Here is a 22,568-nt window from a genome sequence, read left to right as displayed (position 1 = left end):
TATGAAGAAGTTTTTTGCTAACCTGGAAGAAATTATTGGAGGGTCATTATTCATCATCATGTTGATGATATTGACTCTGCAAATTTTTTCCCGGCAATTATTTGATATACCATTAACATGGTCAGAAGCATTGGCGAAATTTATTTTTGTGTATGTTGGTTATCTGTCTATCTCATTCGGGATCAAAGAAAGCAACCATGTACTCATTGATTATTTTGTTAATAAGTTCCCCCCTGTTATTCGAAATGCGATCTATTATATTTTTCAATTGGCAATCTTTGTGGCAATTGCCGTGATTGGTTATTTGGGTTATATTATGGCATTGCGTAAGGTGCCTGTAGAAATTGTTTCCTTGCATATTTCCTATATGTATATGTATGCGGCTTTACCTATCATCTCCATTCTTATGCTTTATAGATTGATAGAAGTAAACGTAAAACACATCAAGAAGAAAGGGGAGGTGGAGTAAATGAGTGCAGTTGCAATTCTTATTGGTTGGCTCGTACTACTATTTCTTGGAATGCCGGTTGGATTCACGCTAATTATTGCTGCGCTCGTTTATTTCGCTACCAATGATTGGAACATGGCGTATTTCTCTGCTGCTAAGTTAATTGACAGTATTGATACGTTCTCTTTATTGGCAGTTCCTTTCTTTATTTTAACTGGTTCGTTAATGAATTCATCAGGAATTACAGAGCGTATTTTTAACTTTGCAAAGTCATTTGTCGGTCATTTTACCGGCGGATTAGGTCATGTAAATATCATGGCAAGTCTTCTTTTCTCCGGTATGTCCGGTTCCGCATTAGCAGATGCTGGTGGTATTGGTCAGTTGGAAATTAAGTCCATGCGTGATGAGAAGTATGATGATGATTATGCTGGAGGATTAACAGCTGCTTCAGCAATTATTGGACCAATTATTCCTCCAAGTATCCCGTTAATTATTTATGGTGTAGTGTCAGACCAATCCATTGCTTCTTTATTTTTAGCAGGGGTCATTCCTGGTTTAATTATGACAGCGAGCTTGATGGTTATGGCTTACTTTCTTGCAAAGAAACGTGGTTATCAAAAGGCAGAGAAAGCATCAGGAAAAGAACGATTTAATTATTTTAAGAAATCTTTTTGGGCATTACTGACACCAGTAATTATTATAGGCGGAATTTTCTCCGGCTTCTTTACACCAACAGAAGCGGCAGTAATTGCTACTTTGTATGCGATGTTCCTAGGGTTCTTTGTGTACAAGGAACTAACTTTAAAGAAATTTTTTATTAATGTCGTAGACTCCATGCGTTTAACCGGGATTGCGGTATTAATGATCATTGGTGTGGAGTTCTTTGGACAAATGATTGCGATTGAGCAAATTCCAATTCAAGTAGCTGATTTCTTCTTGAATGTAACCTCTAATCCAATCTTGCTATTATTGCTCATTAACGTATTGCTGATTTTCCTTGGTATGTTTATTGAGTCTTTAGCATTGTTGATCTTATTAATTCCTATATTGGTTCCGGTTGTGGTAAGTGCAGGAATTGATCCGGTACACTTTGGAATTATTGTCATTTTAAACTTAATGATAGGTATTTTAACACCACCAATGGGTATGGCCTTGTTTGTGGTGTCCAAGGTAGGGAACATTCCAATGCATGTCATTACAAGAGGAGTTATACCGTTCTTAATTCCACTTGCAGTAACCTTGCTACTACTTACACTGTTCCCGCAGCTTGTACTGTTTTTACCAAACTTACTGAATCCATAAGAGGTAAGGAGAAAAATACCTTCATGTATTTTTCTCCTTTTTTAAGGATATGGGGTATACAAGAATAGGCACTTGCGCTTTTCTTTATAACCTTTGATATACTTATAGTAATCATTAACTATTTATGGTAAAGGACGGGGATGGGATGTTAAATAAGGATGCTGTTCAGGGGAATAAGCGAAAGCCAACATTAATCATGGAGCAGAACAAACCGGGTTTTACGAAGTCAGAGCATAAAATATACAACTATATTAATGAAAATAAAGATGCGGTAATCTATAACTCCTTAACAGAACTATCAGAAGCAAGCGGCGTTGCGGAGGCCACTGTACTGCGTTTCTTTCGGAAGCTTGGCTTTAAAGGCTTCCAGGACTTTAAATTTTTATTAGCCCAGGAACAAATTATGGTTCCAAATCATGATAATGATCGTACAATCGTGGAGAAAATCCGCAGTCATATTGTTCAGGCTGTTAATGATTCTGCTGAAATGGTCGATCTGGATGTGTTAAATCAGTGTGTGGATATCATCGATGATAGTCAGGATGTAGTTATTATTGGTGTGGGCTCTTCTGGTATAGCATGTGAGGATATGCATAATCGATTGATGCGTATTGGTAAACATGCGGAAGTTTTGACCGATCCGCATTTTCAAGTAATGAGGGCATCAACTATGACGGAAGATACGGTGGTCATTGCTGTAAGTCTTTCCGGAAGTACGAAAGACGTCTACGATACAGTGGAAATTGCCAAAGCGAACGGAGCAAAGGTGATTGCGTTGACAAACTATGTGAAATCACCACTCACTCGCTTGTCCGATTATGTTCTTTTATCCTCTGTGAAGGAAAGTCCGTTGGATAATGGTACATTAGTATCGAAAATTTCCCAGCTTTACTTAATTGATTTAATTTGTACAGGATTAACGATGAAAAATGTGGATAGGGCAAAACAAATTAAAATGAAGATCAGTGAAAATGCTGCAAATAAATTATATTAAACGAACTCCTTTCGTTAATAAGAAAATATTAGTTAGTTGTCAATAATTTTGAAGATATTGACAACTAACTTTCATAAGACTACAATGACAACAGAAGAAAAAATAGTAAGTGATCCATTTAATATGGTAAACCGAAAAGGCTACTGAGGGGTTTTTATATGGAAATACTGGAAAAAGTAAAAAATCAACTAATTGTTTCGTGTCAGGCATTGGAAGATGAACCACTGCATAGCGATTTTATTATGAGCAAGATGGCATTAGCAGCGAAGCTTGGCGGAGCTGCTGGTATTCGTGCCAACACGGTAAAAGATATTAAGGCGATTAAACAAGAGGTAGAACTTCCTATCATCGCAATCATTAAAAAGGATTATCCGAATAATGATGTTTTTATTACACCGACGATCGAAGAGATAGATGAACTTTATCAAGAAGGTGCAGACATTATTGCTTTTGATGGGACAGATAGAGAACGCCCGGATGGTAAAGATTTCAAGGAATTCTTTACAGAGGTTCGTGAAAAGTATCCAAATCAGTTGTTTATGGCTGATGTGTCTACATTAAAAGAAGGTGTAATGGCCGCTGAAGCAGGAGTAGATATTGTTGCAGCGACTCTAGCAGGCTATACACCTTATTCTAAGGGAACAAAGCCTGTTGAATTAGTCCGGCAGCTTGTGGAACATGTAGATGTTCCAGTAATCGCTGAAGGAAATTTTGACACACCTGAAAAGGCAAAAATGGCTTTAGATGTCGGTGCACATGCAGTAGTAGTGGGTAGTGCCATTACGAGACCTAAATGCATAACGGAAAAATTTGTCCAAGCAATTAAAGGAAGGGATGAGTAACATGAAAGGTATTTTTACAGCACTAATGTGTTCATTTGATGAGCAAGGAAATATTAACGAACAGGGACTTCGGGAAATCGTCCGCCACAACATTGATCAATCAAAGGTTGACGGACTATATGTTAATGGCAGCACAGGAGAGAATTTCCTGATTACTACGGAAATGAAGAAACGTATTTTTGAAATTGTTAAAGATGAAGCTGGAGACCAAGTGAAGCTAATTGCTCAAATCGGTTCACTAAATATTGATGAGGCAGTAGAACTTGGGAAATTTGTTACAGAGTTAAAATATGATGCTATTTCAGCTGTAACACCTTTCTATTACAAATTTGATTTTGAAGAAATCAAAGATTATTATGAAACAATCATTAACGAAGTAAATAATGACATGATTATTTATTCCATCCCTGCATTAACTGGTGTAAATATGAGCTTAGACCAATTTGGTGAGTTACTAGCACATGATCGGATTATTGGTGTGAAGTTTACAGCACCTGATTTCTATCTGTTGGAGCGTTTACGTCATGCATTCCCGGATAAATTAATCTATTCCGGATTTGATGAAATGCTACTTCCTGCAAGTGTACTAAACATTGATGGAGCGATTGGCAGCACATTTAATGTAAACGGTAAGCGAGCTCGTGAAATCTTTGAATTAGCACAACAAGGCAAGATCACGGAGGCGTTGGAAATTCAACGTACAACGAATGATCTTATCAGTGCTATTCTGGCAAACGGTCTTTACCAAACAATTAAAGAAATGTTAAAGACTAAAGGTGTCGATGCAGGCTATTGCCGTAAGCCAATGAAGCAGATTTCAGCTGAAAAGGTTGCCCGTGCGAAAGAATTAGCAGAAAAATACATGTAATTATTAAAGGGGGGAGGGAATTAATTTTTCTTCCTTCTTTTTTCTTGGAGAGGAAGGGTGGCGTTCTCTCAAAAGAGTGAGTGCGTGTCTTAAATGAGAAGGGTGCTCTCTCATATAAACGTTTTGATTCTCAAATGAGAGGGGCGTTCTCTCAAAAGAGTGAGTGCGTGTCTCAAATGAGAGGATGCTCTCTCAAATAATCGCTTTGTTTCTCAAATGGGAAGGGTGCTCTCTCAAATAAGCGTTTTGTTTCTCAAATGAGCAAGGTTCTCTCTCAACCAGGAAAGTAATTGCATATTTAAAAGGAGTTAAAAATATGATTGTTATTGATATTGGCGGAACAGCAATTAAGTTTGGTGTGCTTACAAAGGACGGAGAGCTTCTATATCATGATAGTAAGCCTACAGAAGCTCATCAGGGTGGTATGGCGTTAGTTCAAAAAATACTTGATATATGTGATGAACTCAGTGAAACATGGGAGGTTTCTGGGATCGCGATTAGCACAGCAGGTCAAATAGATAGTACTAATGGTTTGGTTGTTCATGCAACTGACACAATCCCCGGCTATACAGGAATTCCGATTGCACAGTTGGTATCAGAGCATGCAGGTCTGCCAGTAAGTGTAGAGAATGATGTAAACTGCACAGCAATCGGAGAGCATTGGAAGGGAGCTGCAAAAGGTTATGATGATTTTATCTGCGTAACCATTGGAACTGGTATTGGTGGAGCTCTATTTATGAATGGGAAGCTTTATACTGGGACTAACTTTTCAGCTGGTGAATTTGGACATATAAATCTGTACAAGGATGGCAAGCCATGTACTTGTGGTAATAATGGCTGCTATGAACGATATGCATCCAGTGCGGCATTAGCTGAATTAGTTGCTGAATCTACAGGTAATAAGAAGTCTCTTCCAGATTTCTTCCAATTGGTTAGAGAAGAAAATGCTTCATCTGTAAATATTTTTGAAAGCTGGGTAGATGATTTGACTACAGGACTTCAGTCACTCGTTCATATTTTTAACCCGGAATTAATTGTTATTGGTGGAGGCATCACAGCGCAAGGGGATTTGCTTTTAAATGCTATCGAGTCATCTTTATATGATAAATTAATGCCTAACCATCGAAAAAAGCTTTCCATAAAACTTGCTGAAAATGATAATAAAGCTAATCTCCTAGGAGCAGCAAAGCATTTTATGGATAAATATGAATAGCTAAATACCCCTTAAGAAGTTAGAAAGCCGCATAAGATTAAATCTTATGCGGTTTTTTCCTGTATCTTTTTCTGCAGACTTCCTATTTATCAACCACCATCACTTCATCCTGTCCTGCTACGACTTGTTTCTTTTCTGTTTTTTTGATTTCCCCCATATCAGCTGTATTGGTAATAATAATTGGTGTAATAGTACTAGCAGCTTTTTGTTCGATTATTTGCGTATCAAATTGAACTAACTTATCTCCAACTTTTACGCTATCTCCTTCTTTAACAAAAACTTCAAAGCCCTCCCCCTTTAAGTTAACTGTCTCTAAACCAATGTGGATTAATATTTCAGCTCCATTTTCTGCTTGTAAGCCAATAGCGTGTTTTGTTGGAAAGACCTGCATCACTTTTCCTTGTATGGGGGAGTAGACAGTAGAGCTACTAGGTTTTATTGCCATGCCATCTCCCATCATTTTTTCGGCGAATACAGGGTCCGGGACTTCCTCCAATGAGAGAACCTCGCCATCCAAAGGGGCAATGAGAGAAAGTTTCGTATTATTGTCTGTTTTACTAAAAAGTTTTTTAAACATATTTCTCCTCCTTGAAAAAGAATGAATAAGAGTACTGGTAGTTTGCACATATTAGAAAAAACCATGCCAAATTAATGAAATTACAAAAAAGTGTTTATAATAATAATTTACAATATTATTATTAATATGTAAATCATTTTCAAAAAATAATAGAGGTGAAAAGATGAAAAAAGTACTTTTTGAACAAGCACAGCGGTTTGGTAAATCATTCATGCTTCCCATTGCTGTATTGCCAGCAGCTGGTTTACTTTTAGGAATTGGTGGAGCTTTCAGCAATCCGGCAACAGTTGAAGCTTATCCTTTCCTTGATCAAGCATGGCTGCAAGCAATTTTTACGATTATGAGTTCTGCAGGTAATATAGTATTCGCAAACCTAGCAATTATTTTTGCTGTTGGGGTTGCTATTGGATTAGCCAGATCTGATAAAGGTACAGCTGGTTTAGCAGCTGTTCTGGGATACTTAGTTATGAATGCAACAATTAATGCCATGCTTATTATTACAGGGAAACTTGCAGAAACCGATCTTGCAGAGGTTGGACAAGGGATGATCCTTGGTATTCAGTCTCTGGAAACAGGGGTTTTTGGTGGTGTGGCTTTAGGTTTATTAACATACTGGCTACATCAAAGATATAATAAAATTGAATTACCGCGTTTTCTAGGATTTTTTGGCGGTTCCCGATTTATTCCAATTGTCACCGCTTTTAGTTCAATTATTTTAGGAATTATTTTATTTTATGTTTGGCCTATTATTCAATCAGGTATTTTTTCACTTGGAGGATTGGTTGAAGCAACAGGCTATATCGGAACATTTATTTATGGTTTTGTTTTACGTCTGCTTGGTCCGTTTGGTTTACATCATATTTTCTATATTCCATTTTGGACTACAAGCTTAGGTGGATCCATGATCATTGATGGTACCCTAATTGAGGGAACTCAACGGATCTTCTTTGCTCAACTGGCACAGCCGGATGTAGAGCAATTCTTCATCGGAACAGCTCGCTTCATGGCCGGAAGACATATTACCATGATGTTCGGATTGCTTGGTGCATGTTTAGCAATTTATCACACTGCTAAGCCAAAGAATAAAAAGAAAGTACTTGGATTAATGTTATCCGCGGGTCTTACTTCCTTTTTAACTGGTATTACCGAACCAATCGAATTCTCATTTTTATTCATTGCCCCCGTCCTATATGTAATTCATGCTTTTTATGATGGGATTGCCTTTATGCTTGCACATATGTTTGAAATAACAATTGGTCAAACCTTCTCAGGCGGGTTTATCGACTTTCTATTGTTTGGTGTATTGCAAGGAGTGGACAAAACAAACTGGATCTGGGTGCCGATTATTGGTGTGCCATGGTTCTTCTTGTATTACTTCACATTCAAATTCGTTATTCGTAAATTTAACTTTAAGACACCTGGTCGTGAAGATGAAGACGTGGAAGTCCAAAACTTCACTAAAAATGAAAGAGCAGAAGCGATTGTTAAAGGACTTGGAGGAAAATCCAATATTAAAGATGTGGACGCATGTGCTACCCGTCTCCGCGTAAGTGTTCATAACTCGGAATTGGTGTCCAAAGAAGAATTAAACAAAACAGGTGCTAAAGGTGTAGTAGCAAGCGGTAACGGCATTCAGGTTATTTATGGACCAGAAGTAACGACAATTAAGAATCAAGTTGAAGAAGAATTGGGAGAGTTATAAATGAAAAGTGTATTAAAACAGCTGGAGAACCAACTGATTGTCTCTTGCCAAGCCTTGGAAGATGAGCCCTTACATTCTTCTATGATTATGGGAAGAATGGCAGTTGCCGCTTTGCAAGGCGGAGCAAAGGGAATTCGTGCTAATTCGGTTGCAGATATTAAGGAAATTAAAACGAAAGTGAATCTGCCGGTGATTGGCATTATAAAACAAGATTATCCGGACAGCCCGATTTACATTACCCCTACATTAAAAGAAGTTGAGGCGTTGTTGAAGGCTGATACCGATATGATTGCAATGGATGCTACAGATCGAAGCAGACCAAACGCAGAAAAACTTGCAGATCATGTCCGCTATGTAAAAGAGAATAGAACAGACGTTGCACTCATGGCGGATATTTCTACGGTAGAAGAAGCCATTCAAGCAGAAAAGGCAGGTTTTGATTGTGTTTCCACAACACTTGTTGGCTACACAAAAGCCACTGAGGGTGACAGTATTTTCGCGAATGATTTTGCTATACTGAAGAAAATAGTTGCAGCAGTTTCCATTCCTGTGGTTGCGGAAGGAAAAATTGATACACCAACCAAGGCTGCTTTAGCATTAGAAAATGGAGCACATTTTGTCGTTGTCGGCAGTGCAATTACAAGACCACAATTAATCACAGAAAAATTTGCAGAAGCAATTCAGCCCTGGAATTAAAGAAAAAAGCATAGAATTCATGTCGTGTTTTTCGTGGATTCTATGCTTTTTTATATGCATGTAAAGCACGTAAAGTTTCATTATGTTTATTGTAAATACGTTCATTTTGCAAAAGCATCATACTAAGAATATCCAACGAAATTAAGATGGACAATTGACTATTTAAAAATCCTTTATCAAGGTAATGCTGTATGCTGGCTGTATATAAAATTAAGTCTGAACTATTAGCTAAATCTGTTTCTGAATAGTTCGTAATGGAAATTACTCTAGCTCCTTTTTGTTTAGCTAAGTTTATAGCTTCAATGATCTCCTTTGTTTGCCCGGAGCTGGAAATGGCAATTACGACATCTCTTTCCGTAAGAATAGAAGCATTGATGATCATGGCGTGTGAATCAATATGTGTATCCACAAATAACCCCATTCTTGCTATTCGTGTTTTTAACTCCTGGGCAGATAAACCAGAGCTCCCAAGTCCATATATATGTATCTGTTCTGAATCCAGCACCCAGCTACATGCCGTTTTGTAATCCTGAATATTTGTTAAGGAGTTAGTTGATTTGATAATCGTTTGATAAATAGAATCAACGGTTTCAATAGCGTCATGTGGTTCGTCTCTCCTCTCTACGGCATCTCTAAGTAGAATTTTAAATTCTACAAATCCGCTGGCCCCTACTTTTCTACAAAATCGTGTAATTGTAGCGACAGAAACATCAATTTGCTGAGCCAACTCTTTTATATGTATATTTAATAAAGTTGTATTGTTTTGCATTACATAATCCGCTATTTTCTTTTCTGTATTACTTAATGTTTGGTACTTTAGCTGAATTTGATCGAGAATAGACTTCATTTCCTTGCCCCCAAGTTAAAGAAAGGTTAATTATTCAATATACATATAATTATAGCCTAGATGTGATTTGGTTTGAAAGTATAGTGTTGATAAATAAGAATAATACTGCTTTTCATTGGAAAAGGCAGCTTTAAATTTTAATTCATGTTCTTTTTTACGAGAAGAGCAATTATTTGAAACTTTATACCTAAAATGGGTCCTACTACACTTGTAATTAGAATTAATCATTATTATGCTGCTATAAGATGGAAGAAAAGGGAGTGTTTTAATGGAGGAATTTGTTGTTTATCCAAAGAAAAAAAGAATGGTTGTATTAGCGTTATTTTCCACCATCTTTGTGTTTTTATGTGGTGGAATCTTTTTATTACTTTTAGGTGGCGGGGCAACTGGAGTTCTTGAAAATCTATTATTAGTCCTAATGCCAGTGTGTGCTGCTTTCTTTGCAATAGGGACTTATTTTTTTACAAAATCCGTAATAAAAAGAAAGCCAGCTGTAATCGTTTCAAAAGAGGGTATTACAGATAAGTCCACCATGATCGGACCCGGATTAATTAAGTGGCAAGAGATAGAAAAAATCGATGTAGTTTCTATAGGTGGGCAACCTCACTTAGCTATTTTTACGTATGATCCGGATGCTATTAGAGATCGATCAACAGGACTTGTAAAGGTATTAAATTCCTTAAATAAAGGGCTTGTCAGTGCACAAGCAAACATTCCACTGAATAATTTAGATTGCTCCATTGATGATTTGTTTAAAAATATTAACGATCAATGGGAAACCACAATGAATTCCATGGAGCCAGAAGAAGTGGTCTCATGGACAATGGTAGATAAAGAATAAAGATTTCCAGCGATATGATTAAATTTAACAAAAATCAACTTGAAGTAGATTAGGCCGCGGAAATATGAGAGAAGCAGCCACTCAAATGAGAGAGAAAGCAGAAATATGAGAGACACAGCCACTCAAATGAGAGAAAGCAGAAATATGAGAGACACAGCGTCGCAAATGAGAGAAACAGCAGAAATATGAGAGACGCAACCAGACAAATGAGAGAACCAGCAGAAATATGAGACACAGTCGCCACAACTAAAAGGCCACCATAAATTCAATCAAAATCTTCATATTTCAATGCCTTCCAACACTATAGAATCTTTAACTTTTCCCTTTACTTCTACACTAAAAAACGCGTATAGTTATATAGTACTTATGCAGTTTACATACAAGGAGAGATTTTTGTGGAAAGAGTTGTGGGAACCGTAGTAAGAGGGCTTCGTTGTCCAATTATTAATGAAGGTGATCAAATAGAAGAAATTGTCGTTGATAGTGTTTTGAAAGCATCAGAAACGGAAAAATTTGCAGTTCAGGAACGTGATATAGTAACGTTGACGGAATCCATTGTAGCACGCGCACAAGGAAACTATGCTTCTGTTGACGATATAGCAAAAGATGTTTCAGCTAAATTTGGGGAAGATACAATTGGAGTGATTTTTCCAATTTTAAGCCGAAATCGTTTTTCCAATTGCTTAACAGGTATTGCGAAGGGAGCAAAAAAAATTGTTCTTATGTTGAGCTTTCCCTCCGATGAGGTAGGAAACCATCTTGTGGACTTAGATTCTTTAGACGAAAAGGGAATTAATCCATGGACAGATGTCCTATCAGAAGATGAATTTCGTACCCACTTTGGTTTTATGAAGCATACTTTTACCGGTGTAGATTATATTGAATACTATAAGTCCCTTGTAGAAGCGCAGGGAATTGAATGTGAGGTTATCTTCTCCAATAGCCCGAAAACAATTTTAGATTATACGAAAAGTGTTCTAGCTTGTGATATTCATACAAGAAATCGGACAAAACGAATCATAAAAGAGAATGGCGGTAGCAAAGTGTACGGGCTTGATGATATTCTTTCTGCTCCTGTAGATGGAAGTGGCTATAATGAAGAGTACGGTCTGCTCGGCTCTAATAAATCTACCGATGAAGCGGTGAAGCTTTTTCCAAGGGACTGTCAGCCAGTGGTTGAGCGGATCCAGCAAATGATTTTGGAGAAGACAGGTAAAAATGTAGAAGTAATGGTCTTTGGTGATGGTGCATTTAAGGATCCAGTAGGTAAAATTTGGGAGCTTGCTGACCCGGTTGTATCTCCGGCATATACAAAAGGGCTTGACGGGAGACCGAATGAAATCAAATTAAAGTATCTTGCTGATAATAATTTTTCTGAGCTAAAAGGAGAAGAACTACAAAAAGCAATTTCCGAGTTCATTGACAATAAAGGCGAAGACCTTGTTGGCGCAATGGAGGCTCAAGGAACAACTCCTCGTAAACTGACGGATCTTATTGGCTCACTTTCTGATCTAACTACGGGAAGTGGAGATAAAGGTACACCAATTGTTTATATTCAAGGATATTTTGATAACTATACAAAATAAAAAGGCAGCATCTCATGTTTATGAGATGCTGTTTTTTTTGAATAAGTATAATAATTAATCTTATTTGTTCCAAGAGGAAACTCTCTTTTAAGATACAATTTTCAAGAGTTATATTGACATGTGGTAGTAAATGGTATAGTTTTTAATTAACATAACTCATCAGATGACCTAATGTCTGTTGAGACAATGGAGAGATGCAAATGGAATATAAACCGATTAAAGCTAAAAAGATTTACGAGGAAGTAGCTGATACAATCCTGAATTGGATAAAGACTGGTGACTTGAACCCTGGAGATAAATTAGCATCTGTTTCTCAACTGGCTAAAAATTTTGAGGTAAGTCAGTCTGTTATTCGTGAAGCACTAAGTGGCCTTCGAGCGATGGGATTGCTTACGATGAGGCAGGGAGAGGGCACATACGTTACAGAATATGATGCTTCTAAATTCTATCTTCCTGTTACAACAGCATTTCTTATGAAAAAAGAGGATGTAAAAGAATTATTTGAAGTGAGACGAATTTTGGAAGCAGGTGCTGCAGCTTCAGCCGCTGATAATCATGAGGAAGAGGATATAAGAAATCTGGAGCAAATACTAAAAGATATGGAGGCTGCCATTGGCGATGGAGAGCTTGGTGAACGGGCGGATTTCAATTTTCACCTGGCAATTGTTCATGCAAGCCATAACGCGATGTTAGTTAATTTGCTAAGTAGTGTTTCAGAGATTATGGTGGAAACAATTTTAGAAACTCGAAAACTACTACTATACACGGAAGGTAGAGATGAACAGTTACTTGCAGAGCATCAATTGATCTATGATGCAATTAAGGCAGGGGACGCTGTACAGGCTAGAGAATATATGCTGAATCATTTAGTAGGTGTTGAACAACTACTGTTTAAGTATTTATAGAAATGTTTTAGGAGATAAGGGGAGGCAATTCTATGAAAGTATCATTATTCATTACTTGCATGTGTGACATCATAGGTTCAGATGTTGGTAAACATACAGTAGAACTTTTGGAAAAAGCCGGTTGTGAGGTAGATTTTCCAGAGGCCCAGACATGTTGTGGCCAACCAGCATTTAATAGTGGTTATTTACAGAATTCCAAAAAAGCGATGAGGCAGATGATGCGAGCTTTCAAAGATGCAGAATATGTAGTTGGGCCCTCTGGCTCATGTGTTGGAATGCTCAGAGAGTATCCAAAAGTATTCCGTGGTGATCCAGAATGGGAGGAACAAGCGAATAATCTAGCAGCGAAGTCGTATGAAGTCACTCAGTTTCTAGTTGATGTGTTAGGAATAGAAGATGTTGGAGCTACCTTTAATGGAAGGGTGACTTATCATCCATCCTGTCACATGACGAGGGTTTTAGGAGTAAAGGACGCACCGCAAAAGCTATTAAGAAATGTAAAAGGGATGGATCTGATTGAGCTGCCGCTTGCAGAAGATTGCTGTGGGTTTGGTGGTACATTTGCTGTAAAGAATTCCGTGATTTCAGGAGAAATGGTAAAGGAAAAGTCACAGCATGTTTCCGAGACAAGGGCTGAATATCTGATCGGTGGAGATATGGCTTGCCTATATAATATAGGTGGACGTATGACAAGAGAAGGAAAAAATATTAAGATTCTTCATATTACAGAGGTATTAAATCATCAATAAAGGGGTGGGGCTGAATGGGTTTGCAAATTGGAGATACTTCTTTTAAGGATCGTGTCCAGGAAGGCTTAAAGAACGATTTTATGCGTCAGGCTGTTTCTTCTGCTCAAGGCCGGCTAAGAAATGGACGCCTAAGCGCAGCAGAAGAGTTGGGTGATTGGGAGGATTGGCGAACACTTGGAGAAGAAATTCGTACACATACGATGGAAAATCTCGATTTCTATTTGCAACAATTGAGTGAACAGGTAGAAAATCGTGGGGGCAATGTCTTCTTTGCTGAAACAGCTGAAGAGGCCAATGAATATATTAAAAATGTGGTTAAAAAGAAAAATGGAAGAAAAGTAGCTAAATCTAAATCAATGGTAACAGAAGAAATTGGTTTAAATGAAGCTCTGGAAGATGTTGGCGCTGAGGTGGTGGAGACAGATCTGGGAGAATGGATTCTACAATTGGATGAAGATCCACCTTCTCATATTGTTGCTCCCGCACTTCATAAAAATAGACAGCAAATACAAGAAACATTCGAAAATAAAAAGGGGTACCAAAAAACGGATAAGCCTGAAGAGCTTGCATTGTTTGCCCGTGAGCAACTGCGTAAGGAATTTTTATCTGCGGATATTGGAATAACTGGTTGTAACTTTGCAGTTGCAGAGTCAGGTGCGGTGACACTTGTGACAAATGAGGGGAATGCCCGATTAGTTACAGCATTACCAGATACACAGATTACAGTGATGGGTATGGAGCGAATTGTCCCCACATGGGAAGAATTGGACGTACTAGTAAGCCTGTTAACCCGTGCCGCTGTAGGGCAAAAGTTGACAAGCTATGTTACATCCGTGACGGGGAAGCGTTTGGAAGAGGAAATAGATGGACCTGATGACTATCATTTAGTAATCGTTGATAATGGCCGTTCAAAGATTCTTGGAACTGAATTTCAGTCTGCGCTTCACTGTATTCGTTGTGCTGCATGTATAAATGTATGTCCGGTATATCGCCATGTTGGTGGCCATGCATATGGTTCTATATATCCCGGCCCGATTGGAGCTGTACTCACCCCGCTGTTGGATGGGTATGAGGATCATAAGGAATTGCCATATGCTTCCACATTATGTGCAGCATGTACGGAAGCCTGCCCTGTAAAAATTCCTCTTCATGAGCAATTAATTCGCCATCGGGAAATTATTGTTGAAAAGGAAAATATGGCTCCTACTGGAGAGAAAGTAGCTATGAAAGGATATGCAAACTGGGCATCCAATCCGGCTGCATATAAAATGAGTGCAAAGATGGCTCGAATGGCACTCAAGCCATGGACAAAGCATGAAAAAATCTCCAATGGACCTGGTCCCTTAAAAGGTTGGACGGATGTCCGTGATTTTCCTGCCCCAAGTAAACAAAGCTTCCGAGCCTGGTTTAAAGAAAGACAGAAAGGGGAGCAAACATAATGGCAATTCAAAACAGGGATCGCTTTTTAAATAAGTTGGCGAACAATCTAGGAAGGCCAAGGAGAACGGAAGGGGTTAAACGACCTGAATGGAGTGTGCAGCCACAGTGGCAGGTATTGGAAGGATGCAGCCAGGATGAATTGGTCGATGTATTGGAAAAGCAATGTAAGGCAATTCATACTGATTTTAAAAGGACAACTATTGCGGAATTACCTCAAACAGTGGAAGAGACAGTAGCTGTTTATGGAAAGAAAATCATCACAGCAAAAGACGATCGCAACGAAAAATTCGGACTAGATCTTCTTTTTGATAAATTACGTACGGGGGGTGAGGAGGTACACGTATGGGATTCTAAAGCAGGGAAGGAAAATCAAATTATTGCAGAACGGGCTGATGTAGGCATTAACTTTAGTGACATAACCCTTGCAGAATCTGGTACCGTAACTTTATTCAATAACAAAGATAATGGAAGGTCGATCAGCCTGTTGCCAGAAAATTTTATTGCAATTATCCCTAAGAGCACAATCGTTCCTAGAATGACCCAAGCGGCAAAACAAATTCATGAAGCACATGAACAAGGGCATATGGTTTCCTCCTGTATAAGTTTTATATCAGGACCGAGTAACAGTGCCGATATAGAAATGAATTTGATTGTTGGCGTTCATGGGCCTGTAAGAGCAACTTATATTGTTGTTGATGATGGTGACTAATAGATAGACATGCTTCTTTTCCACTACAAAAGTTCCAAGCGGACGTCATTTATGAAAACGATCGTCCGCTTGTTGTTTTATACATACAAACGATGTAGTAAGTAAATACTCATAGACAAAAAGTAGTGGTCCATAGTGAAGAGTACATCAATTTGTCCGTTTTTAGTAACTAGCAAGGGTTAAACACTTTAAAAAAACCGTCAATAGTTGCATAGACAGCCTTTCAATATGAATGCTAGCATTTAAGTAAGCGTTTTAATAATAGTAGGGAAGGTGATAAATTTGGTAAAGAACAAGAAAGAAAATGGACGACGTATTCTATGCAGTTTCCCCGTGATTTTTATATTGACAATTTTATTAACATCATTCGTATTACCAAATCATTCTGCATATGCAGATGATGAGGGAGAGCAAGAAAGAACGATTACTGTTAATCCCCAGCCACAGGAAATAGAAGTAGGTGATGAGGCTTTTCCGCTTCCGCCTGTTGTAGGTATTGTCGTTGGGGAAAATGCGGATGAGGCAGCATTAAATGAATTAAAGAACACGCTAAAAAATGCTGGAGTCAAACGTATGAAGGTACAAGAAGATAATGAGAAAATACACGCCCCTGTAACTATATTTCTTGGTGTGCCCTCCATGAATGAGGAAACAGAGGATGTATTGGATGAAGTAGATACTGATGATCTCGAGGAAATGAAGGATGAAGGCTATGTGCTTGTAACAAATAAGGATAAAAAACAAATCTTGCTAGCTGGAACAGACAAAGCAGGTACATACTATGCCGCGCAAACCTTTCGTCAACTTATTCAGGAAAGAAAAGGACGTAATTGGATTCCAGAGGTGGAAGTGACAGACTGGCCAGAAATGAAAGAACGTGGCATCATTGAGGGGTTCTATGGGCCGACTTGGTCTCATGAAGATCGATTAAGTCAATTGGATTTTTATGGAGATAATAAATTGAATTCCTATATGTACGCACCAAAAGACGATCCGTACCACAGAGAAGATTGGCGTAAGCCTTACCCGGAAAATAAGTTGAAGGAACTAAAAGAATTGATTAATAAATCAAAGGAAAATCATGTAGAGTTTACCTTTTCATTATCACCGGGTAACACTGTTTGCTATTCAGGTGACAAAGACTTTGAGTTATTAATGGATAAGATGGATACAATGTGGGAGTTAGGTGTACGCTCTTATGCCATTTTCCTTGATGACATTAGTTATGAACTGCACTGCGAACAGGATAAAAAGAAGTTTGGTGATGATGCTAACCCTACAGCAGCTGCCCAAACATATTTTTTAAATCGCTTTAAAAAAGAATTCATTGATACACATGAAGGTGCAGAGCAATTAATCACTGTTCCAACTGATTATGCTGGGACACATACTAATACGTACAGAGAACGTTTTGCTGAATTGACAGAGCAGGATATGAAGGTAATGTGGACAGGCCCTAATGTAGTTTCTGAGTCAATTACATCTGAAGGTGCGAAGAAGGTTTCAGACATTTTTAACCATGAATTATTGCTGTGGGATAATTATCCTGTTAATGACTTTGATCGTAACCGGCTGTTTCTTGGACCCTTAGAAAAAAGGGATGCCGACTTAGTGGAGAACGGAGTATCTGGTTTGATTGCTAATCCGATGAATGAAGCGGAAGCCTCAAAGATTCCACTTTATACAGTTGCGGATTATGCTTGGAACCCATATGAATATGATCCCAAGCAATCATGGGAAAATAGCATTCAAAGCTTTGGGGGAGAAGCCTCAGAATACTTGCGAACTTTCGCAGAGAATTCTTATTCATCCAGACTAAGTGATACAGAATCGTTAACGATTGACCCATTACTTGAAGACTTTTGGAAAGTATATGAAGCAAATGGGGAGGCTGAAAAACAAGCAGAAGCTTTAATTAAGGAGTTTCAAAAACTACAGCAAGTTCCCGAAAAATTAAGAGGCCACATGGAGAATGAAAAATTCTTACAGGAAGTGGACCCATACTTAAATAAATTAAAATTGTATGGAGAAGCAGGCGTTATTGCTGTAAACCTTTTAATGGAAGAAAAAGAGGGAGATAGTGCTAGTGCCGAAAAGCATAGAAAAGAGCTTCAAGCAATGATCGAAAAATTAGATGAAATCCCTCAAGAAGTAGGTAAATTTGTTCTTGAACCGTTTTTGATTCAGGCCATTTATGGAGAGTACGTGTTATCAAGACCGCTTGATGGTATTAATCAAGGCCGTGGAGCAGACCAGTTAATTCAGTATACTCCTGAACATGGCAAGACCACAGGGACAAATATTTATGGTTATGAAGTTACCGTAGTTGATGGGAAAGTTGTAGAGAGAGGCGGTAACAATTCCGAAATCCCTACGAATGGTTATGTTCTAAGTATACATGGAAGTGATTGGCTTATGGAAAATGCAGTGCTTGGCGCCGAAGTGGAAATTAAAGACCAGCGAGTACTGATTACTATACCGAAGTAGTAGTGAAAGGGGGCTGTTGTGTTTTACAATAGCCCTCTTTCTTTTGCTCTAAAATAATTGTTGGGGTTATTCAATGATTCGGAAAATAGATATACTGCGACGTAACTTTTGGTATTTAAGTTACGTGTGAAAAATATCTTTGTTGTTGGAAAGCTCACTGAAATATTGAAGAGGTGAGCCTCATTGCTTTCCATTGCAGATGGACGCTTTCCGCCGGCATGGCTTCAGCCGCTTCCTCCGCTACGCTCCGTCCAGGGTCTTCAGCTCATGCTATTCGAGGCCACTGAAAAAGTCATTTTCTACTAAAATAGAAGTTTTTCAAAAGACGCTATCCCAAAATTTTGTTTTGTTAATACGCATAAATGGAGAGCCAGAACCATTTTATTCCACTCATAGACTAAAAAGTGGTGATGTAATTTTTTGGAACTAGCCTTCTCAAGAATTTACCGGACTTTTTCAGTGGCTTCATGCTATTCCGGCTGGAGTCGCCATCTTCCATTCCAATCAATTGGTATAGACTTTTATCTAAGTTTAGAGTTTGCTCAACTTTTTTGTGACAAATATATTATAACTTTGATAATCCTGACTCATCCTAGCGGAGGGGAAATATGTAGACTCCAGCGGGAAAAGCGAGACTAGCGAGACCCCGGAGAACTTAACGTTAGTGGAGTTCGAGGAGGCTCGCAGGCCGCCCGCGGAAAGCGTAATATTTTCCCGTAGCGAGATTAGAAAATCATATCCACTACGTCACAGTTTCTTCCAACTATGAATGAACAAATACGTTTGTACCCCAACAATTGCGGTAGAAGCTCTTTTTAATAAGCAGAACCATATCGATCATTTCCATTTTACCTTCTGATTATATAGACTGGTAAAAGAAGGAGGAAGATTGATGAAATTAAGTGTGTTGGATCAGGCACCCATCTCTCGTCATTCTAGTCCGGAGGAAGCGTTGCAGCAATCATTGGAGCTTGCCAGATGGACAGAAGAATTAGGTTACCATCGTTACTGGGTGGCAGAGCATCATAATACGAACGGTCTAGCTAGTTCCTCTCCAGAAATTATGATGACACGTATTGCTTCAGTTACTAATACGATTCGTGTCGGATCAGGTGGTGTGCTGCTTCCTCAATATAGCCCTTATAAAATAGCGGAAAACTTTAAAACATTAGCAGCATTTTTCCCGGAACGCATTGATTTGGGTGTTGGACGTTCACCTGGGGGTTCCCAGCTAACAAGGTCAGCAATAACGGATAACATGAATAAAAGCTTACAGGATTTCCCGCGTCAATTGGCAGATTTGCAGGGATTTCTTCATAATACGTTACCAAAAGACCATGAGTTTCGGTTGGTAAAAGCAGGACCACGTGTAGAAAAGATCCCGCCAATGTGGGTGCTCGGTCTTTCAGAACGTGGCGCGAGTAATGCGGCTGCATTGGGAACGGGGTTCGTCTTCGGCCATTTTATTTCACCAAAAAATGGCAAGGAAGCCTTGGAAACATACCGAGCATCTTTTACACCATCGGTATCTATGACCACGCCGCAAACAATGATATGTATATTTGTTGTATGTGCAGATACGACTGAAGAAGCAGAAGAACTAGCATTAACACAAGATAAATGGTTATTAAGTGTGGGAAAAGGTGCAGATACGAAAGTGCCAACATTGGAGGAAGTAAAAAAGAAAAATTTTACTCATGAAGAATTGGAAATCATGCAGGAAAATCGCAAGCGTTGTGTAATAGGGAATCCACAAGAAGTGAAAGATGAACTCCTCCGCTTAAGCGAACTTTACCAGACAGATGAATTTATGATCATTACAAATATTCATGACATCGCGAAAAAGCGAAGGTCATATCAACTGCTTGCTGAAGTCTTTGATTTATAGAAGCAGGAAGGATCAAACGTAAAACTTGATACCCAAAAGCAATTTGCTTTGCATCCTTCATTTCATCTTCTATAATCTATAGAAAATGAAGATAGCATACTCAATTTATTTGTTTATGAGAAAGGAGTCTCTTATGAAAGCAGTTAATGTAAAACAACCTGGCGGTGCGGAACAGTTGCAGGTAAAAGAATTCTCCAAGCCTTTACCAAAACAGGGAGAAATCCTCATAAAAGTAAATGCAGCGGCTGTGAATCGCACAGATATCGTGAACCGGGAAGGTAAGTCCGGTTATAACACAAATCCTATATTAGGTATTGAGGTTGCGGGTGAGGTCGTTGACGTAGCTTCAGATGTAAACATTGAAAAAGGAACAAGGGTAATGGGACTTGTGAATGGGGGAGCATATGCGGAATATGCTGTGATGCCTGCAGATCGAGCAATGATAATACCAGATAACCTGTCATTTGAAGAGGCAGCAGCAATTCCGGAAGTTTTTCTAACAGCATACCAAACCTTGTTTTGGCTAGGCGGATTGACTGATGAAGATACCGTGCTCATCCATGCCGGTGGCAGTGGAGTAGGAACTGCGGCTATCCAGCTTGCAAAGCAATTGACCAAGGCAAAAATTATTACTACAGCCGGTTCAGCTGAAAAACTTGATTATTGCCGATCCCTAGGTGCAGATGTTTGTATTAATTATAAAGAAGAATCTTTTCCAGAAGAAGTTTTAAAAGCTACAAATGATCAAGGTGCAGATCTGATTTTGGATTTCATTGGTGCATCTTATTGGGAGAAAAATTTGCAAAGCATCTGTACGGATGGACGCTGGATTTTAATAGGAGTGCTTGGTGGGACGGAAGTTGAAAAAGTAAATTTGATGCAGCTTATGTTAAAAAGGGTGCAACTAAAAGGTACGCTTTTAACACCTAGAAGTGATGAATATAAACAGCAATTAACGCAGGATTTCTCCGAGCACGTACTTCCACTAATTCAAGAGAATAAGATAAAACCGATTATTGATAAGATTTTTAAATTAGAGGATGTACAGGAAGCGCACAAACATATGGAGGAAAACAAAAACATTGGTAAGATTATACTTCGAATAGATGAAGAAGGATAGGGCGTTGCCTATCCTTCTCTTCATTATGGAGCTTTTAAATAAGTTAGAGTTTCATTTAATTTCATCATTTATCAGGGAAACTGCAAACTAGAGATATAAGACTATCTGCTGAGGGGGGATTTAATCTGCAGCAGAGCAATCGGCAGTAACCACCTATTTTAAGCTATGACTGCTTTCCTTCCTTAGTGTATAGCTGATTTAAATCTGCCGCCGTGAACTTCTTGGGCATCCATAATTGTAATAAATGCCTTTTCATCAATATCATGCACAACTGTTTTCAATTTTGAGAGCTCCAGACGTGTTACAACTACAAAGATAACATCCTTATCTTTATCTATATAGCCACCTTGACCGTGCAGCTTCGTCACCATACGGCCAAGTCTGTCATTAATCGCAGAGGCAACTTCTTCATATTCATTAGAGACGATTACCGCAGCTTTTGTATCACCGGTGAAGCCTTGCCCAACCGCATCGATTGCTTTTGCGGCAATATAATACGTTAGAATGGAGTACATTGCCTGTTCCCACCCTAGCACGAAACCAGCCCAACCAAAGATGAATACATTAAGAAACATAACAAATTCCCCAACAGAAAACGGAAGCCTTTTTGTCAGAAGTATTCCCAATATTTCAGTACCATCGAGCGCACCTCCAGCCCGAATAACCGTACCAACTCCAATTCCCAGGATCAACCCGCCAAAAACTGTAGCTAAAAGCGGTTCATGGGTAACTGGCGCAATATGCTCTAAAGGAGCTTCAAGAATGGATAATGCAACAATGCTTAGTATAGAAGCAATAAAGAAGCTTTTTCCTATGTGTTTGTATCCTGCCACAAGAAAAGGAGCGTTTATGATTAAGATAAGAATACCGAAATTCAGTCCTGACAAATGATTGATTAACAATGATATTCCAATAATCCCACCGTCGATAATTGAGTTCGGTATAAGAAATAACTCAAGGGAGGCAGCTGTAATCGCTGCTCCAGCAATCATTTGAATGTATTTAAAAATAATTGAAATCTTGCTTTTTTGTTTGGAATGTTCCCTCATCCGATAGACCCCTTAAAAATTTATGTATTTCGCTACCTTAATTTAATTTTAACATAAACAAAGGTGCTGAGTTTGGATTTACACAGACGCTTTTCGCCAAGTTAGATTTGTATTACTTTTTACCATTGTATCGTTTGTAATCTTGTTTTTCCATACATCCATAGAATCACCCCTACTTATTCTATGTGCCTGTCCTATTTTATAGAATAAATATGTTTACATCCTTTACGCAATAAGGTTATTGTTGCTCTCAATTTTACATATGCTTAAAGTATTGATTTGGTTTCAATGGTCAAACTATATTG

Annotated in this window: 20 protein-coding genes; 17 read left to right on the top strand and 3 right to left on the bottom strand. The window is 38.5% G+C overall.

Features of this window, described 5'->3' with window-relative positions:
* Position 1 precedes the first annotated feature (1 nt).
* From BME96_RS20010 to BME96_RS15005, 6 genes are all read left to right on the top strand, one after another.
* Positions 2-469, top strand: coding sequence for a TRAP transporter small permease (locus BME96_RS20010; RefSeq protein WP_019379143.1), 468 nt, complete (start codon positions 2-4; stop codon positions 467-469).
* Positions 470-1,750: a TRAP transporter large permease gene (locus BME96_RS15025; RefSeq protein WP_019379144.1), complete on the top strand. Its 1,281-nt coding sequence runs from the start codon at positions 470-472 to the stop codon at positions 1,748-1,750.
* Positions 1,751-1,895: 145 nt separating this feature from the next.
* Positions 1,896-2,744 carry a MurR/RpiR family transcriptional regulator gene (locus tag BME96_RS15020; RefSeq protein ID WP_019379145.1) on the top strand — a complete coding sequence of 283 codons (849 nt, stop codon included), beginning with the start codon at positions 1,896-1,898 and terminating at the stop codon, positions 2,742-2,744.
* 158 nt (positions 2,745-2,902) lie between these two features.
* Entirely contained in the window at positions 2,903-3,586 is a 684-nt protein-coding gene (locus BME96_RS15015) for an N-acetylmannosamine-6-phosphate 2-epimerase (RefSeq protein WP_060680885.1), read from the top strand.
* Between the two features lies 1 nt (position 3,587).
* Positions 3,588-4,454: an N-acetylneuraminate lyase gene (locus BME96_RS15010; protein ID WP_019379147.1), complete on the top strand. Its 867-nt coding sequence runs from the start codon at positions 3,588-3,590 to the stop codon at positions 4,452-4,454.
* A gap of 316 nt (positions 4,455-4,770) precedes the next feature.
* Positions 4,771-5,667 carry an ROK family protein gene (locus tag BME96_RS15005; RefSeq protein WP_071649452.1) on the top strand — a complete coding sequence of 299 codons (897 nt, stop codon included), beginning with the start codon at positions 4,771-4,773 and terminating at the stop codon, positions 5,665-5,667.
* Between the two features lie 82 nt (positions 5,668-5,749).
* Here the strand turns inward: BME96_RS15005 and BME96_RS15000 are convergent, their stop codons facing one another.
* A complete protein-coding gene (locus BME96_RS15000; RefSeq protein ID WP_071649451.1) occupies positions 5,750-6,244 on the bottom strand; it encodes a PTS sugar transporter subunit IIA in 495 nt (164 codons plus the stop codon).
* A gap of 163 nt (positions 6,245-6,407) precedes the next feature.
* Here BME96_RS15000 and BME96_RS14995 point away from each other — a divergent pair, with 163 nt between their 5' ends.
* Positions 6,408-7,946, top strand: coding sequence for a PTS transporter subunit EIIC (locus BME96_RS14995; protein ID WP_019379150.1), 1,539 nt, complete (start codon positions 6,408-6,410; stop codon positions 7,944-7,946).
* Positions 7,947-8,642, top strand: coding sequence for an N-acetylmannosamine-6-phosphate 2-epimerase (locus tag BME96_RS14990; protein ID WP_071649450.1), 696 nt, complete (start codon positions 7,947-7,949; stop codon positions 8,640-8,642). It begins immediately after the preceding gene.
* Positions 8,643-8,682: 40 nt separating this feature from the next.
* Here the strand turns inward: BME96_RS14990 and BME96_RS14985 are convergent, their stop codons facing one another.
* Positions 8,683-9,489 carry a MurR/RpiR family transcriptional regulator gene (locus tag BME96_RS14985; RefSeq protein WP_060680891.1) on the bottom strand — a complete coding sequence of 269 codons (807 nt, stop codon included), beginning with the start codon at positions 9,487-9,489 and terminating at the stop codon, positions 8,683-8,685.
* 268 nt (positions 9,490-9,757) lie between these two features.
* Here BME96_RS14985 and BME96_RS14980 point away from each other — a divergent pair, with 268 nt between their 5' ends.
* From BME96_RS14980 to BME96_RS14940, 9 genes are all read left to right on the top strand, one after another.
* Positions 9,758-10,330: an STM3941 family protein gene (locus BME96_RS14980; protein WP_019379153.1), complete on the top strand. Its 573-nt coding sequence runs from the start codon at positions 9,758-9,760 to the stop codon at positions 10,328-10,330.
* Between the two features lie 395 nt (positions 10,331-10,725).
* Positions 10,726-11,916, top strand: a complete 1,191-nt coding sequence (locus BME96_RS14975; protein WP_071649449.1) for a coenzyme F420-0:L-glutamate ligase — start codon at positions 10,726-10,728, stop codon at positions 11,914-11,916.
* A gap of 200 nt (positions 11,917-12,116) precedes the next feature.
* Positions 12,117-12,821 (top strand): FadR/GntR family transcriptional regulator, encoded by a 705-nt coding sequence (locus BME96_RS14970; RefSeq protein ID WP_071649448.1) that lies wholly within the window; start codon positions 12,117-12,119, stop codon positions 12,819-12,821.
* 32 nt (positions 12,822-12,853) lie between these two features.
* Positions 12,854-13,570, top strand: a complete 717-nt coding sequence (locus BME96_RS14965) for a (Fe-S)-binding protein (RefSeq protein ID WP_071649447.1) — start codon at positions 12,854-12,856, stop codon at positions 13,568-13,570.
* 14 nt (positions 13,571-13,584) lie between these two features.
* Positions 13,585-15,009 (top strand): LutB/LldF family L-lactate oxidation iron-sulfur protein, encoded by a 1,425-nt coding sequence (locus BME96_RS14960; protein WP_019379157.1) that lies wholly within the window; start codon positions 13,585-13,587, stop codon positions 15,007-15,009.
* Entirely contained in the window at positions 15,009-15,719 is a 711-nt protein-coding gene (locus tag BME96_RS14955; protein WP_071649446.1) for a LutC/YkgG family protein, read from the top strand. Before BME96_RS14960 ends, BME96_RS14955 begins: the two co-directional genes overlap by 1 nt.
* A gap of 282 nt (positions 15,720-16,001) precedes the next feature.
* Entirely contained in the window at positions 16,002-18,206 is a 2,205-nt protein-coding gene (locus BME96_RS14950) for a glycoside hydrolase family 84 protein (RefSeq protein WP_071649445.1), read from the top strand.
* 892 nt (positions 18,207-19,098) lie between these two features.
* The gene (locus BME96_RS14945) at positions 19,099-20,094 is read left to right on the top strand and encodes an LLM class flavin-dependent oxidoreductase (RefSeq protein WP_019378737.1); all 996 of its coding nucleotides are present in this window, start codon (positions 19,099-19,101) and stop codon (positions 20,092-20,094) included.
* Between the two features lie 133 nt (positions 20,095-20,227).
* On the top strand, positions 20,228-21,214 hold the full coding sequence (locus BME96_RS14940) for an NAD(P)H-quinone oxidoreductase (protein ID WP_019378738.1): 987 nt from the start codon (positions 20,228-20,230) through the stop codon (positions 21,212-21,214).
* Between the two features lie 182 nt (positions 21,215-21,396).
* Here the strand turns inward: BME96_RS14940 and BME96_RS14935 are convergent, their stop codons facing one another.
* On the bottom strand, positions 21,397-22,263 hold the full coding sequence (locus tag BME96_RS14935) for a YitT family protein (RefSeq protein WP_019378739.1): 867 nt from the start codon (positions 22,261-22,263) through the stop codon (positions 21,397-21,399).
* Positions 22,264-22,568: the final 305 nt, after the last annotated feature.

This window comes from Virgibacillus halodenitrificans (assembly GCF_001878675.1).
GTDB lineage: Bacteria > Bacillota > Bacilli > Bacillales > Amphibacillaceae > Virgibacillus_Q > Virgibacillus_Q halodenitrificans.
Note: the sequence above shows the minus strand (reverse complement) of the source record. Positions and strands in the feature narration are given on the sequence as shown.

Bases quoted from the DNA above. Each gene is read 5' to 3' on its own strand.
- BME96_RS14940 (WP_019378738.1), top strand. From the start codon at position 20,228: ATGAAAGCAGTTAATGTAAAACAACCTGGCGGTGCGGAACAGTTGCAG.
- BME96_RS15005 (WP_071649452.1), top strand. From the start codon at position 4,771: ATGATTGTTATTGATATTGGCGGAACAGCAATTAAGTTTGGTGTGCTT.
- BME96_RS15025 (WP_019379144.1), top strand. From the start codon at position 470: ATGAGTGCAGTTGCAATTCTTATTGGTTGGCTCGTACTACTATTTCTT.
- BME96_RS15015 (WP_060680885.1), top strand. From the start codon at position 2,903: ATGGAAATACTGGAAAAAGTAAAAAATCAACTAATTGTTTCGTGTCAG.
- BME96_RS14985 (WP_060680891.1), bottom strand. From the start codon at position 9,489: ATGAAGTCTATTCTCGATCAAATTCAGCTAAAGTACCAAACATTAAGT.
- BME96_RS14965 (WP_071649447.1), top strand. From the start codon at position 12,854: ATGAAAGTATCATTATTCATTACTTGCATGTGTGACATCATAGGTTCA.
- BME96_RS20010 (WP_019379143.1), top strand. From the start codon at position 2: ATGAAGAAGTTTTTTGCTAACCTGGAAGAAATTATTGGAGGGTCATTA.
- BME96_RS14995 (WP_019379150.1), top strand. From the start codon at position 6,408: ATGAAAAAAGTACTTTTTGAACAAGCACAGCGGTTTGGTAAATCATTC.
- BME96_RS14970 (WP_071649448.1), top strand. From the start codon at position 12,117: ATGGAATATAAACCGATTAAAGCTAAAAAGATTTACGAGGAAGTAGCT.
- BME96_RS14990 (WP_071649450.1), top strand. From the start codon at position 7,947: ATGAAAAGTGTATTAAAACAGCTGGAGAACCAACTGATTGTCTCTTGC.
- BME96_RS15020 (WP_019379145.1), top strand. From the start codon at position 1,896: ATGTTAAATAAGGATGCTGTTCAGGGGAATAAGCGAAAGCCAACATTA.
- BME96_RS14935 (WP_019378739.1), bottom strand. From the start codon at position 22,263: ATGAGGGAACATTCCAAACAAAAAAGCAAGATTTCAATTATTTTTAAA.
- BME96_RS14960 (WP_019379157.1), top strand. From the start codon at position 13,585: ATGGGTTTGCAAATTGGAGATACTTCTTTTAAGGATCGTGTCCAGGAA.
- BME96_RS14980 (WP_019379153.1), top strand. From the start codon at position 9,758: ATGGAGGAATTTGTTGTTTATCCAAAGAAAAAAAGAATGGTTGTATTA.
- BME96_RS14945 (WP_019378737.1), top strand. From the start codon at position 19,099: ATGAAATTAAGTGTGTTGGATCAGGCACCCATCTCTCGTCATTCTAGT.
- BME96_RS15000 (WP_071649451.1), bottom strand. From the start codon at position 6,244: ATGTTTAAAAAACTTTTTAGTAAAACAGACAATAATACGAAACTTTCT.
- BME96_RS15010 (WP_019379147.1), top strand. From the start codon at position 3,588: ATGAAAGGTATTTTTACAGCACTAATGTGTTCATTTGATGAGCAAGGA.
- BME96_RS14955 (WP_071649446.1), top strand. From the start codon at position 15,009: ATGGCAATTCAAAACAGGGATCGCTTTTTAAATAAGTTGGCGAACAAT.